Annotated in this window: 13 protein-coding genes and 1 pseudogene; 8 read left to right on the top strand and 6 right to left on the bottom strand. The window is 68.3% G+C overall.

Going from position 1 to position 12,879, the window contains the following annotated elements; all coding sequences use genetic code 11:
• Positions 1-32: 32 nt before the first annotated feature.
• From AC2W7K_RS09530 to AC2W7K_RS09515, 4 genes are all read right to left on the bottom strand, one after another.
• A complete protein-coding gene (locus tag AC2W7K_RS09530; protein ID WP_486006069.1) occupies positions 33-1,292 on the bottom strand; it encodes a metal-dependent hydrolase family protein in 1,260 nt (419 codons plus the stop codon).
• 68 nt (positions 1,293-1,360) lie between these two features.
• Complete coding sequence (locus tag AC2W7K_RS09525; protein WP_486006068.1) at positions 1,361-2,005, bottom strand: PucR family transcriptional regulator; 645 nt, start codon at positions 2,003-2,005, stop codon at positions 1,361-1,363.
• On the bottom strand, positions 2,002-2,589 hold the full coding sequence (locus AC2W7K_RS09520; protein WP_486006067.1) for a hypothetical protein: 588 nt from the start codon (positions 2,587-2,589) through the stop codon (positions 2,002-2,004). Before AC2W7K_RS09520 ends, AC2W7K_RS09525 begins: the two co-directional genes overlap by 4 nt.
• Positions 2,553-3,956 carry an MFS transporter gene (locus tag AC2W7K_RS09515; protein ID WP_486006066.1) on the bottom strand — a complete coding sequence of 468 codons (1,404 nt, stop codon included), beginning with the start codon at positions 3,954-3,956 and terminating at the stop codon, positions 2,553-2,555. Before AC2W7K_RS09515 ends, AC2W7K_RS09520 begins: the two co-directional genes overlap by 37 nt.
• A 178-nt stretch (positions 3,957-4,134) precedes the next feature.
• Here AC2W7K_RS09515 and AC2W7K_RS09510 point away from each other — a divergent pair.
• The 3 genes and pseudogenes from AC2W7K_RS09510 (at position 4,135) to AC2W7K_RS09500 (ending at position 7,251) form a co-directional block, all read left to right on the top strand.
• Positions 4,135-5,405, top strand: a pseudogene (locus tag AC2W7K_RS09510) (M20 metallopeptidase family protein).
• A gap of 203 nt (positions 5,406-5,608) precedes the next feature.
• Positions 5,609-6,469, top strand: coding sequence for an AbgT family transporter (locus tag AC2W7K_RS09505; protein WP_486006065.1), 861 nt, complete (start codon positions 5,609-5,611; stop codon positions 6,467-6,469).
• Positions 6,430-7,251 (top strand): AbgT family transporter, encoded by an 822-nt coding sequence (locus tag AC2W7K_RS09500; RefSeq protein ID WP_486006064.1) that lies wholly within the window; start codon positions 6,430-6,432, stop codon positions 7,249-7,251. Before AC2W7K_RS09505 ends, AC2W7K_RS09500 begins: the two co-directional genes overlap by 40 nt.
• A 130-nt stretch (positions 7,252-7,381) precedes the next feature.
• On the opposite strand, the gene AC2W7K_RS09495 is transcribed toward AC2W7K_RS09500, so the two are convergent.
• Entirely contained in the window at positions 7,382-8,506 is a 1,125-nt protein-coding gene (locus tag AC2W7K_RS09495) for an NAD-dependent epimerase/dehydratase family protein (RefSeq protein WP_344251758.1), read from the bottom strand.
• Positions 8,507-8,653: 147 nt separating this feature from the next.
• Between AC2W7K_RS09495 and AC2W7K_RS09490 the strand changes: the two genes are divergently transcribed.
• Entirely contained in the window at positions 8,654-9,403 is a 750-nt protein-coding gene (locus tag AC2W7K_RS09490) for a TetR/AcrR family transcriptional regulator (protein ID WP_211979079.1), read from the top strand.
• 199 nt (positions 9,404-9,602) lie between these two features.
• On the opposite strand, the gene AC2W7K_RS09485 is transcribed toward AC2W7K_RS09490, so the two are convergent.
• The gene (locus AC2W7K_RS09485; RefSeq protein WP_137825247.1) at positions 9,603-9,974 is read right to left on the bottom strand and encodes a DUF1844 domain-containing protein; all 372 of its coding nucleotides are present in this window, start codon (positions 9,972-9,974) and stop codon (positions 9,603-9,605) included.
• A 269-nt stretch (positions 9,975-10,243) separates the two neighbouring features.
• On the opposite strand from AC2W7K_RS09485, the gene infC reads away from it, so the two are divergent.
• From infC to AC2W7K_RS09465, 4 genes are all read left to right on the top strand, one after another.
• Positions 10,244-10,924 (top strand): translation initiation factor IF-3, encoded by a 681-nt coding sequence (infC, locus tag AC2W7K_RS09480; protein WP_137825266.1) that lies wholly within the window; start codon positions 10,244-10,246, stop codon positions 10,922-10,924.
• A gap of 96 nt (positions 10,925-11,020) precedes the next feature.
• Positions 11,021-11,227, top strand: a complete 207-nt coding sequence (gene rpmI, locus AC2W7K_RS09475; protein WP_063250542.1) for a 50S ribosomal protein L35 — start codon at positions 11,021-11,023, stop codon at positions 11,225-11,227.
• 102 nt (positions 11,228-11,329) lie between these two features.
• On the top strand, positions 11,330-11,719 hold the full coding sequence (gene rplT / locus AC2W7K_RS09470) for a 50S ribosomal protein L20 (protein WP_137825246.1): 390 nt from the start codon (positions 11,330-11,332) through the stop codon (positions 11,717-11,719).
• A 146-nt stretch (positions 11,720-11,865) separates the two neighbouring features.
• Positions 11,866-12,687, top strand: coding sequence for a TrmH family RNA methyltransferase (locus AC2W7K_RS09465; protein ID WP_198499095.1), 822 nt, complete (start codon positions 11,866-11,868; stop codon positions 12,685-12,687).
• Positions 12,688-12,879: the final 192 nt, after the last annotated feature.

Below are 12,879 nucleotides of genomic sequence, written 5' to 3'. Positions count from 1 at the left end.
GGCAGCCGTGAGCGACTGCCGGCGGCCGACGATCACCCGGCCGCCGATCCCGCCACGCGCCTGCCGTCGAGGAAGACGTGAGCGATCGTCGACCGGTCGGTGAAGCGGGTGGGATCCTCGAGCGGGGACGCCGTCCACGCGACGAGGTCGGCGCGCTTGCCCTCCTCGATCGTGCCGGTGATCTCGCCGAGGTCGCAGAGCTCCGCGTTGATCCGGGTTGCGGCGATGAGCGCGGCCTCCGGGGACTCGAGCTGCGAGCGCAGCTTCATCTCCTCGGCCCGGTTGACCTGGTTGAGTCCCGTGAGATCCGAGCCGAGTCCGATGCGCACCCCGGCCTTCCTGGCCTCGCGCAGGGAGGACTCCATCCCGGCGATGACCCCGTCGATCTGCGCGGAGAAGTCGTGCTCGACCCCGGAGGCGCTCGACCCGGTGAGGTAGACGTAGGCGGTGGCGAACGTCGGAACGAGGGAGACGCCATTCTCGACCATGAGCTGCGCGGTCTCCGCGTCGATGCCGGTGCCGTGCTCGACGCATTTGACCCCGGCCTCGATGGCGGTGCGGATGCCCGTCGCGTTGTGGGCGTGGACCGTGACGTACGTGCCGCGGGCGGTCGCCTCGTGGACGGCCGCAGCGATCTCGTCGAACGTGAACTGGGTGGCCTCGACGTTGTTGCGGAAGCCGAGCACTCCGCCGGTCACGCACATCTTGATGAAGTCGGCTCCGCGGCGGAAGGACTCACGGACGTTCCTGCGGACCTCGTCGGGACTGTCGGCGAGCAGGGCGATCGTCCGCAGCCCCGGGATCGCATGGGTGTCGAAGTACTCGGTCGGCTCCCATTCGCTCGAGTAGTGGCCGTGCCCGCCGGTCTGGGCCTGGATCGGACCGGACTGGACGATCCGCGGGCCCCGGACGCGGCCGCTCGCGATCGCCTGGGGGACGCCGAGGTCGAGGCCGCCGCAGTCGCGCAGCGTCGTGAACCCCGCGTCGAGGGCCTCACCGCAGACGTGGAAGATGTCGGCGGCGAGGACGGCGACGGGCAGATCGTGGCGCAGGCTCGCATCGACGGGACTCGCCATGCCCGCATGCGTGTGTCCGTCGATGAGCCCCGGGGTGAGCGTCAGGCCGGCGGCGTCGATGACCTCGTCCCCCGCCTCGGCGGACCCTCCGATGCGATCGATGAGGCCATCGTCGATGCGGATTCCCGTGACCTCCCGCGGTGCGGTGCCCGGACCCTTGTCGGTCTCGTCGCCGGTGCAGGGAATCACAGTGGGGTTGGCCAGCCAGATCGCCATGGTTACCTCTGATCTCGTCGTTGAAACGGTGGTCGTGTCTCGATTATCTCGAGGTGCGGCCCGTGCGACTATCGCTGACTGTCGTGTTCGACGGTCTCCGGCCACGACAGCTGTCCAGTCGTGCGGAGCAGTTTTAGGCCGAGATGGGCGCTCAGCCGGTCACCGCCGCTGCCGAGGTCGAGGTCGGTGAGCTGTTCGATCCGCTTGAGCCGGTTGTAGAGGCTGCCCCGGTGGAGGTACATCGCCGAGGCGGTGGCGCGGACGTCGCCGGCGGCGTCGAGGTAGCGCTCGAGCGTCTCGGCGAGCTCGGGATGATCGGTGACGAGGGCGGCGATGACTGCGGCGACCGGGGTCGCCAGGGTCTCCGGGCTCGCCTCGGGCAGGAGTCCGTAGTAGCCGAGCTCGGCGAAGCGGCGCAGGGCGACCGGGGCGGTGTCGGTGGTCAGGGCGATGCGCGCGGCCGTCCGGGCGTGACGGTAGGCGGCGAACGTCGCCTCGGCGTCGCGGAGGTCGTCGAGGGCGTCGCCGAGGCCGATGCCGACCCGGGCGATGACGTCCTGGTCGGTGAGCTCGCCCCGCCACCACTGCCGCACCGAATCGTCGGGGAACTCCGCGCCGAGGAGGACGACGCTGTGGTCGGCGAAGTCGTGGAAGAGGCCCGGAGCCAGGGAGAACCAGTCGGTGAAGCGTTCGAGCATGAGCGCGGCGCTCATCCCCGTCTGGGCGGTGCTCGCCGAGGCGGTGGCGGTGAAGTCGAGGACGAGCAGGGTCGAGGCCTGGGCGCCGAAGAGCCTCTCCTGGGCGAGTGCCTCAGCGCCCTTGGTCCGCTCCTCCGCGTCGGGGGAGAGGGCATCGGCGAGGTGCTGTTTGAGGGCGGTGTCCCGGGCACGGCCGGCGTGGGCCTGTCTCCGCAGCTCCCGGCTGATCGAGCGGCCGCCTCGGCGACGGTCTTCTCCTCCTCCGCACCGAGCGGGCCTTCGCTGCGGAGGAGCCAGATGAAGCCCAGGGTCCGACCATCGGCGCTGATGGGGTGGCCGTAGCGGGCGATGCGGGCGTCGAGGCTCTCGTTTGCTGCGACCTCGAAGAGCCCGGTGGCGTGACGGGCGCCCTGGGAGTAGATGAACTCCTGGAGCTGGGGTGAGACGCGGCGACGGAGCACCGAGTCGATGCGGGCCTGGTCGACGGCTCCCATCTGCCTCGAGTGGGCGATGTGGCGGATCGAGTAGTCGCTGACCGAGACGGTGCGCCCCAGCGCCGTGCTCAGGGCATCGACGATGGACTGGACCTCATCTTGCATGCCTCCAAGAGTAGAGGACGCGGACGCGGCCCAGCCCATGTCGTCTCAGCGGGTGCGCAGCTGCGCACGTGGGCGATCGAGGAGTCCCTAGTCTCCGGCAGCCACCGGGCGAGGACGAGGAACGCGATCGCACCGATCGCCAGGGTGTAGAACCCGGGCGCCAGGGCGGTGCCGAAGGCGGAGATGAGACTCGAGTTGACGAGGGGAGCGGTGCCGCTGAAGATCGCGTAGGCGATCGCCGTGGGCAGGGCGAGACCGACGAAGCGGAACTGCGGGGGCAGGAGCTCGGGAACGCTGATGCTGCCGACGACGCCGACGAAGTTCGTCGCGACGACCATGACGATCATGCCGAGCCAGGCCAGTGCCGCCACGCCGAGGAGGCCGTAGGCGGGGACGACGGCGATGGCGGCGATCGCGACGCTGGGGATGAGGAGACGGCGGCGACCGTATTTGTCGGCCAGTGCCCCGATCATCGGGCTGGTGATCGCGGCGACGATGAGCATGCCGGTGACGGTGATCGTGGCCTGGAGCGGAGCGAACCGGAGCTCGGAGATGAGGTAGCTCGGCAGGTAGCCGACGACGGAGGAGGTGAGGATGCCGAGGAAGACGTTGTAGACGAAGACGATCATGATGATGCCCTTGTGCTTGGCCCAGAGGTCGCGCAGGCGGGGAGCGTCGTCGATCTTCTCCTCGGTCTTGATGAAGACGGGGGTCTCGGCGAGGCGGAGGCGCACGTAGAGGCCGACCATTGCGATGAGTCCGCCGAAGACGAACGGCACGCGCCACACCCATTCCTGGTAGACGGGGCCGAAGCTCGCCTGGAGGACGAGGATGAGGGCGGTGGCGCCGACGGTGCCGAGCCACGTCGAGGTGGTGACGAAGCTGCACCACAGGCCGCGACGGCCCTGCGGGGCGTGCTCCATGAGGAACGTCGTCGCCCCGACGAACTCGCCGGCGGCGGAGAACCCCTGGAGGCAGCGGAAGACGAGCAGCAGCGCCGGTGCCCACCAGCCGATCGCGGAGAAGCTGGGGATGAGCCCGATTGCGGCGGTGGCCAGGCCCATGATGATGACGGAGATCGACAGGGCGCGGCGGCGGCCGTAGCGGTCCCCGATGCGACCGAGGACGTACCCGCCGACGGGACGGATGACGAACGCCGCGGCGTAGACGGCGAACGTCGCCGCCAGGGCACCGGCACCGCCGTCGGGCGGGAAGAACGTCGCGGCGATGATCGTCGCCGCGAACCCGTAGAGGGCGAAGTCGAACCACTCGACGAAGTTGCCGACCGTGGTGCCCGCGATGAGCGGGAGCGGTGACGATTTCTTCGGAGGTGAGTCCGGTGAGTCTGTGGCCTTGGTCTGCATCATTGCCTCCCTGTGCGACCTGGTGTGTGATGAGTGTCTCAATCCTTGCGCCTCGCCTCTGACCGGAACAATGACGGATTGTCGCGTGTTGGCGGGCGCGGAGACGACAGTTGTCGAGACCTTCGCCGAGCGGCTCGCGAACCGTTGCCGGTCCGCAGCCGCCGACCCTACGTTATTGCCCATGACACCCACAGAATCGCCCACGGACACCCAGCCGACCACGACCGCCGCGCCACAGGCATCCCGGACTCGGGAGCTTGCGCAGAGCTTCGCCGAGGACCTCATCGCCCTGCGCCGCGACCTCCACCGGGAGCCCGAGCTCGGTCGCCAACTGCCCCGAACACAGCAGCGGGTGCTCACCGCGCTCGAGGGACTCGACCTCGAGATCAGCCTCGGCGAGGAGCTGACGAGCATCACCGCGGTGCTGCGCGGGACGAAGCCCGGAGGCCGCACCGGTGCGGACCGGCCGGTGGTCCTCCTGCGCGGTGACATGGACGGGCTGCCCGTCGTCGAGGAGAGCGGTGAGGACTTCGCATCGACGACGGGGGAGACGATGCACGCCTGCGGGCACGACCTCCACACCGCCGGACTCGTCGGCGCGGCGCGGATCCTCCACGCGATGCGCGAGGAGCTCGACGGAGACGTCGTCTTCATGTTCCAGCCCGCCGAGGAGATGGACGGCGGGGCGGAGCAGATGATCGCCGAGGGCGTCCTCGACGCCGCCGGCAAGCGCGCCGACGCCGCCTACGGTCTCCACGTGCTCGCCCACGAGATCCCCCGCGGGTCTTCACCGGCCGCCCCGGCACCCTGATGTCGGCGCCCGATTCGCTGACCGTGCGGTTCAACGGGGCGGGCGGTCACGGGTCGGCGCCGCACACGACGATGGATCCGATCCCCGCGCTCTGCGAAGCGGTGACCGCACTCCAGACGATGGTGACGCGGCGCTTCAACATCTGGGACCCCGTCGTCGTCACCGTCGGGCGGATCGCCGGGGGCACGAAGGAGAACATCATCCCGGACTCCGCGGAGTTCAATGCGACGATCCGCTCGTTCAGCCGGGAATCGCGCGCCCTGCTCGCCGAACTCGTCGTCCCGCTCATGGAGGGCGTCGCCGCGGCGCACGGACTGGAGTCGGAGGTGACGATGCGCAACGTCTACCCGCTCACGGTCAACAACCCCGATGAGCATGCGTTCATGGCCGAGACCGTCGCCGACGTCTTCGGTGAGGACCGCTTCGCCCTCAAGCCCACGCCCGACGCCGGGGCTGAGGACTTCTCCTTCGTCCTCGACGAGGTGCCCGGGACGTACCTCTTCCTCGGAGCGTGTGCGACGGGGGACCCGGCGACGGCCCCGAGCAACCATTCGCCGCTCGCCCGCTTCGACGACTCCGTCCTCCCCGACGGGGCTGCCCTGCTCGCCGAACTCGCCGTGCGCCGGATCAACCGCGTCTGAGGACGAACCCGCGCAGAGTCCCGCGCACGCATCCGCGCATGTGAGCTCGGACACCGAGGTGTGCCAGACTGTTCCACGACAGCACTGTGATCGTCGGACAATTCCGGCGGACAGGGCAGTCGCGAGTTCAGTGAGCACCACCTCGGCGGTTCGGGCCCTTCACCGGTTTCCTCCCGAACTCAGCGCGTTCATAGGAGAGAGCCATGTCAACGCAGGCGTCAGGGAAAGTCGGAATCGGGCAGCGGATGCTCGACGGGATCGAGCGGATCGGCAACAGACTGCCCGAGCCCTTCACGCTCTTCCTCGGTCTCTTCCTCCTCACCGGGGCGATCTCAACGGCGATGGCGCTCGCCGGGGTGTCGGTGACGATCCCCGGCAGCGACGAAGTCGTCGCGATCAGGGGCCTCTTCACCGGGGAGGGCCTGGCGTGGCTGACGACGACGATGGGCGAGAACTACATCGGGTTCCCGCCGCTGGCGACGGTGCTGCCGATCCTGCTCGCCGTCGGCGTCGCCGAGAAGTCGGGGATGCTCGCCGCGGCCGTCCGCGTCGCCTTCGGCAAGAGCCCGCGCTGGCTGCTGCCCTACGCCGTCGGGTTCGTCGGCGTCGTCGGGTCGATCATGGCCGACTCGGCATTCATCATCATCCCGCCGCTCGCCGCGCTCGTCTTCAAGGCCGCGGGACGGCACCCGATGGCCGGTCTCATCGGCGGGTTCGCCGCGACCGGCGCCGGATACTCGACGTCGATCGTGCCGACGAGCCTCGACGCACTCTTCGCCGGCATCACCACCTCGGTGATGGAGACGCTGCCCGGGGTCGAGTACCAAGCGGTCAACCCGGTCTCGAACTACTACTTCAACATCGTCGCCTCGATCGTCCTCGCCCTCATCGCCGGGCTCATCATCGACAAGCTCATCGAACCGAACATGGTCCGCAAGGGCGTGCCGCGCGACTACGTCGATGCGAGACGCAGGGACTCGACAAGAAGTACCAGGCGTCAGGCTCGGAGTATGCGGAGAACTCCGTGTCGGCGCAGGAGATGGAGGCCGCGCAGACGGCGATGAGCCCGACGCTCGAGCCGGCGGAGAAGCGGGGTCTGCGCTGGGCTGTCCTCGCCGCGCTCGCCCTCACCGCGGTCATCCTCTTCGCGGTCCTCATCCCCGACTCCCCGTGGCGCAACGAGGAGGGCGGCTTCCTGCCGCGGTCCCCGCTGCTGTCCTCGATCGTCTTCATCGTCTTCGCGTACTTCATGCTCATGGGCGTCGTCTACGGTCTCGTCGTCGGCACGATCCGGTCGATGAACGACATCGTCAAGATGATGGGGCAGTCGTTCGTCGACATGATGTCGTTCCTCATCCTCGCGTTCATCCTCGGCCAGTTCATCGCCCTCTTCAACTGGTCGGGCATCGGCTCGTGGATCGCCGTGGCCGGCGCGTCCGGGCTCGAGTCGATCGGCCTCACCGGCTTTGCCGCGATCATCGGATTCATGCTGCTCGCGAGCGTGCTCAACCTCTTCATCGTCTCCGGATCGTCGATGTGGACGCTCATGGCTGCGGTCTTCGTCCCGCTCTTCGCCCTGCTCGGCTACGAGCCCGCGTTCATCCAGGCCGCGTTCCGTGTCGGCGACTCCGCCACACAGGTCATCACCCCGCTCAACCCGTACATGATCGTCCTCCTCGGCCTCGTCCGCCGCTACGAGCCGAACGCCGGCCTCGGCACCGTGATCTCCCGGATGTTCCCGTTCGTCATCCCGTTCTGGCTCGCGTGGGCGGGCCTGCTGGCGATCTGGTACTTCTTCGACCTGCCGCTCGGACCCGGCAACGGGATCTTCCTCGGGCAGAACTGAGATCGATCCCCGCCGAGGTGGGGCTGTGGTGAGTGCCCATCCGCGGTGGGGTGGTGGTTCCGCAGGCGGTGACGAACCGCGCCGAGGTGGTTCCGCGGTCAGTGGGGGACCGCGCCGAGGTGCCCCGTCCTCAGGCGACCATCTCGTCGATTCCGCGGCGCCAGTCGCCGACCGTACCCGACTCGATGAGGCAGGGGCGGCGCCAGATCGGGGCGAGTTCGGCGAGTTCGAACATCGTCCGGTCGAACCATCCGGCGGCTCGGACGACGGCGTGGGGGATGGCGCCGGGTTGTCTGGGGCGTGAGCCGATGGCTTCGTGGGTGTACGCGGCGATGTCGGCGAGCGTGGGATTGGCGCTCGGAGCGATGACGAGACGGTGACGTCCCGCGCCGGCCGTGACAGTGCGTTGCCGGGGAACGTCGGCGGTGGCTGGGTGCTGTCGGCCCGTGTCGGCGATGGTTGCCTGATCGGCGGGGTCGGTCACGGTGGTGGCGGGACCGGCTACGGCTGTCGTGGGACCGGCAACGGTGGTCGCGGGATCGGCAATCTCCGCCGCCGCGTCAATCTGGCCGGCGACCACCGCGTCGGCGGTGTCGGCGAGATCGGCAGCCGCGTCGATCATCGTCCGAGCCATGTCGCCGATGACGGTGATCCCGTGGGGAACATCGGTGCGCGCGAGCACGACTGCCCGACGGCCGGCGGCGATGCGGTCGGTGATGCAGAGGCGCACGACCGAACTCGTCGGCGTGGCCGTCGCTCCGATGAGGTCGCCGGCGAGCACGCTCGCGACCTGCGCCGGGTGAGCCTCGCTGGCGTCGATGAGCTGCCGGCGGATGCGGCCCTTGTCGTCGACCGGGGAGAACGGTGAGTCGGCGGTGATCGGGGTGTCCAGCCCGGCGAACGCGTAGACCGATTCGGGAAAGACGACGGGGATGCCGAGCTCGGCCGCCGCATCCATGATCGCCGCCTCAAGGCCGGGCAGGGTCGTCGCCCACACGCGCGAGTCGTACGCGGCGTGGACACACGCGAAGATCGCTTCGGCATTCGCCTCCTCGGCGGCGGAACGGACAGCTGCGGCGTTCGACGCATCGCCCTGCGTCCACGTGATCGACCCCATGGTGCTGGCGGGAACGGCGAGAGCCTCGGCGGGCGGCGCCGAGCGGGTCATGACACGGGCATCGGTGCCGGCGGCGGCAAGGTCGCGGGCGATCTGGGCGCCGATCTGACCGAGGCCGAGGACGAGTGCTGAGCGCATGGCGGTGTTCCCTTCGTCTGGCGAGCAGCCACGAGATGTGAGCACTGCTCTCTGTTGGTGACGATATGAGCGTAGACCCGTCGCAGCGATAAAACAAGAGCAGTGCTCACATTCAATTCCGGTGCTCTCTCACCGTAGAGTGAGGGAATGGAGAAGAAGCGGACTCCGCGAGAGAAGGCGCGTGCGGAGACCGAAGCGCGCATCGTCGAGATCGGCAATCGGATGCTCGACGCCGAGGGGGCGGAGGCGCTCTCGCTGCGGGCGATCGCGCGTGAGCTCGGCATCGTCTCGAGCGCTGTCTACCGTTACGTGAAGACCCGCGACGAACTCCTCACGATCCTCATCGCCGACGCCTTCACCTCGATCGCCGAGGCGGTCGATGCCGCCCTCGAACGCGACAGGTCGGTGCCGACGCTGGGGCTGGCGATGCTCGCGTGGTCGCGGAGGTTCCCACGGCGCTGGGCACTCATCTACGGCACGCCGATCGCCGCGTATGCGGCGCCGCGCGAAGTGACGGTCGAGCTGGGCACGCGCGTCATGGCCACGCTTGTCACCCTCGTCGACGAGGCGGGCGCTGCGGACTCGGGGGACGCCCCAGAGGTGGGCACTGCAGGCGCACCAGGGTCGGGTGCAGCTGGCACCGCAGATGCGGGCGCAGCGGATGCCGTGCGCGGGCAGGTTGCCTGCGCGCAGCCGAACCCGGGTGTCGAGCGCGTCGCCGCCGAACTCGCCACTCTCGGCATCGACGTCGATGCCGCCACGACGCTTCGGGCAGTCACCGCGTGGGTGGCGATCATCGGACTCATCAGCTCGCTGCGGTTCGGGCAGTTCGGTCCCGGCTTCGATGACGTCGAAGACGACCTCATGACCGCGGTCATCGCCGAACTCGGGTGGTGAGACTGTGCACGCGGTAAGCCCGCGAACCCGGTGAGCCCGTGCACGCGGTGAGACCGTGCACGCGGTGAGACCACGCACGCGGTGAGACCGTGAATGCACTGACGGCCCCCGCTCAGTGAACGGGAGCCGTCAGGGACAAAAAAGCGTCAGGCGACGAGCTGCGAAGAGCCAAGCCCCAAAGGAGCGAGCCTCGACTCGATCAGCGGACGGGGCCGGTGAACTTCTCTCCGGGACCCTGGCCGGGCTCGTCGGGAATCGTCGAGGCCTCGCGGAAGGCCAGCTGCAGGCTGCGGAGGCCGTCGCGCAGCGGGCGGGCGTGATGGTCGCCGATGACGGTGGCGGCACCGGTGACGAGGCCGGCGAGTGCGGTGATGAGCTTGCGAGCCTCATCGAGGTCGATGAGGTCGGCGGCGGACTGGCCGGGGGTGTCCTCGGCCAGGCCGGTCTTCACGGCGGCGGCGGACATGAGATGGACGGCCGTAGACGTGATGATTTCGACGGCGGGCACCTCGGCGATGTCGCGGGTGACGTCGCCGACCGCCTCGGCGGTATTGGGGTCTTGAGAGGTCATGGGTCAAGCTTGGCACATTCCCACGTCCCGGGTGGCCGGGAGGGGTGGCGATGTGCGAAGAGTCATGAACCGTAGTACACTGGATACGGTGCGAAGCGGAGTCTGACTCCCACCTGGATCGCGACGAGCGATCGGGTCCGAAGATCTGATGTTCTTCCCCTCGTTGGAAATCGGGGATGAAGGCAGCGGGTCGAGGTGTATTCACGGAAAGATCCTGTGGTCTCAGACCCCGGTGATCGTGTGTGCAGGCTCCCTTGGCATTCGTGTCGATGGGAGCCTTTTTCATTGCCACGACACCATTTGAGCTAAAAAGGAGTGAACACATCAGCGAGACGCGCATCAATGACCGGATTCGGGTTCCCGAGGTCCGGTTGGTCGGACCCAATGGTGAACAGGTCGGTATCGTTGCCATTCGCAAGGCACTCGATCTCGCCCGAGAGGCAGATCTCGATCTCGTCGAGGTCGCCCCGCAGGCGAAGCCCCCCGTGGCCAAACTCATGGACTACGGGAAGTACAAGTACGAATCTGCCCAGAAGGCCAGGGAAGCCCGGAAGAACCAGGCGAACACCGCGCTGAAGGAGATCCGCTTCCGTCTCAAGATCGACGAACACGATTACGAGACGAAGAAGGGTCACGTGACGCGGTTCCTGTCCGGCGGCGACAAGGTCAAGGTCATGATCATGTTCCGCGGGCGCGAGCAGTCCCGTCCCGAGATGGGCATCAAGCTGCTCAACCGGTTGGCCGAAGATGTGTCGGAACTCGGCACCGTCGAATCCGCCCCGCGGGTCGACGGACGCAACATGGTGATGGTCATCGCTCCTCACAAGTCCAAATCCGACGCCAAGGCCGAAGCCCGCAAGGCATCCTCTGATGCCAAGGGCCGCAACGCCGAGGTCAAGTCCCGACGCGATCGGGTCGCTGCGGAGAAGAACGCAGCGCCCGAGGCGTGAGCAACAGGTAACGAATTGCCGGACACCTGTGTCCGGTGGGTGAAGTAGTTGTGGGCGCCCCCTTGCCCACAACGAAATGCAAAGGAGAACGGCACGATGCCGAAGCAGAAGACGAACAGCGGCGCCAAGAAGCGCATGCGCGTGACTGGCAGTGGCAAGATCATGCGCGAAGGCGTGAACAACCAGCACAAGTTCGAGGGCAAGTCCTCGAGCCGCAAGCGCCGTGTCGGTACGGACCAGGTCCTCACCGGCGGCGATCGCGCCAAGGCCCGCAAGCTTCTGGGCAAGCTCAAGGGCAAGTGACTCGGCCGCTCTGAGGCCGAACGGTCCGCTGCGGACCGATCCCCACAGCTTGAACCAGACTCCGGACTGAGATCCGGACGCAACGAATCAAAGGAGTAACACGTGGCACGTGTGAAGAGGGCAGTCAACGCCCACAAGAAGCGCCGGGTCATCCTCGACCGGGCAAGCGGCTACCGCGGACAGCGCTCGCGCCTGTACCGCAAGGCCAAGGAACAGGTCATCCACTCGCTGGTCTACAGCTACCGTGACCGCCGCGCTCGCAAGGGTGACTTCCGTCGCCTCTGGATCCAGCGCATCAACGCCGGCGCCCGCGCCAACGGCATGACGTACAACCGCTTCATCCAGGGCCTCAAGGCCGCTGGTGTCGAGGTCGACCGCCGCATGCTCGCCGAGCTCGCCGTCAACGACGCACCGACCTTCGCCCACCTCGTCAAGGTGGCCAAGGACGCCCTCCCGGCCGACGTCAACGCCGCGAAGACCCCGGCAGCCTGACGTCCCGCCCGGACTGACGCTTGGACAGCCCGCTGACGCAGTGAATGCGCGCTGACGCTGTCCCAACGGCCCCGAACCCCTGCGTTCGGGGCCGTTGGTCTGTTCTCCCACCCTGTTTTCTCCCACCCCGATCACGAAGGTGCGCCATGAAGCTGCCCGATGTCATCTCCTCGCCGCAGTCGAAGCGGATCAAGAACGCCGCGAAGCTGCTCAGCCGCCGTGGGCGCAAGGCCGCCGGCCGGTTCCTCGCCGAAGGTCCGCAGGCCGTCCGCGAAGCCCTGGCCACCGACGGTGCCGTCGACGAGCTCTTCATCACCGAGGCGGCCGCTGAGCGCCATCCGGAGTTCGCCGAGGCGGCGGCCGGGTCGAGGATCTTCCTCTCCACCGTCACCGAGGAGGTGCTCACCGAGCTCGCCTCGACCGTGAACTCGCAGGGCGTCGTCGCCGTGTGCCGGGCACTCGACGTCGAGCTCACCTCCGTCGTCGACAAGGACGCGCAGCTCATCGTCGTCCTCTCCCAGGTGCGCGACCCGGGCAACGCGGGCACGATCATCCGGCTCGCCGATGCCGCCGGGGCCGACGCCGTCGTGCTCACGTCCTCGAGCGTCGACGTCTACAACGACAAGACCGTCCGCGCCACCGCCGGGTCGATCTTCCACGTCCCCGTCGTCACGGGTGTCGGCCTCCCCGAAGTGACCGAACTCGCCCGTGCCCGTGGCCTGCAGGTCCTCGCCGCTGACGGCAACGACGCCGCGCACGACCTCCACCACCCGTGGGAGTCGGGCCTCGACCTCTCCGCACGCACCGCGTGGGTCTTCGGCAACGAGGCGTGGGGGATGCGGCCCGAAGACCTCGAGGTCACCGACGCCGCCGTGGCCGTGCCGATCTACGGTCAGGCCGAGAGCCTCAACCTCGCAACCGCCGCCGGCATCTGCATCTTCGAATCCGCCCGCAACCAGCGGATGTGAAGGCGTGGCCGCCGTGCGGGTCGGCGGCCGCGGCTGAGCAGGCGGTCAGCAGAGGCGTTTCGGGGCCGCGACCGGGCGAGCGGGCCGCGGCTTCAGCCTTCTGGGCCGCAGCTGCAGCGTCCTGGACAGGGGTCTCACGCACGCTCATGGCGAGTTCTCGCTCGTTCAACACTTGGCGTGAATATGTGGGCT

Source organism: Brevibacterium sp. LAARM2_SD2 (assembly GCF_057364785.1).
Note: the sequence above shows the minus strand (reverse complement) of the source record. Positions and strands in the feature narration are given on the sequence as shown.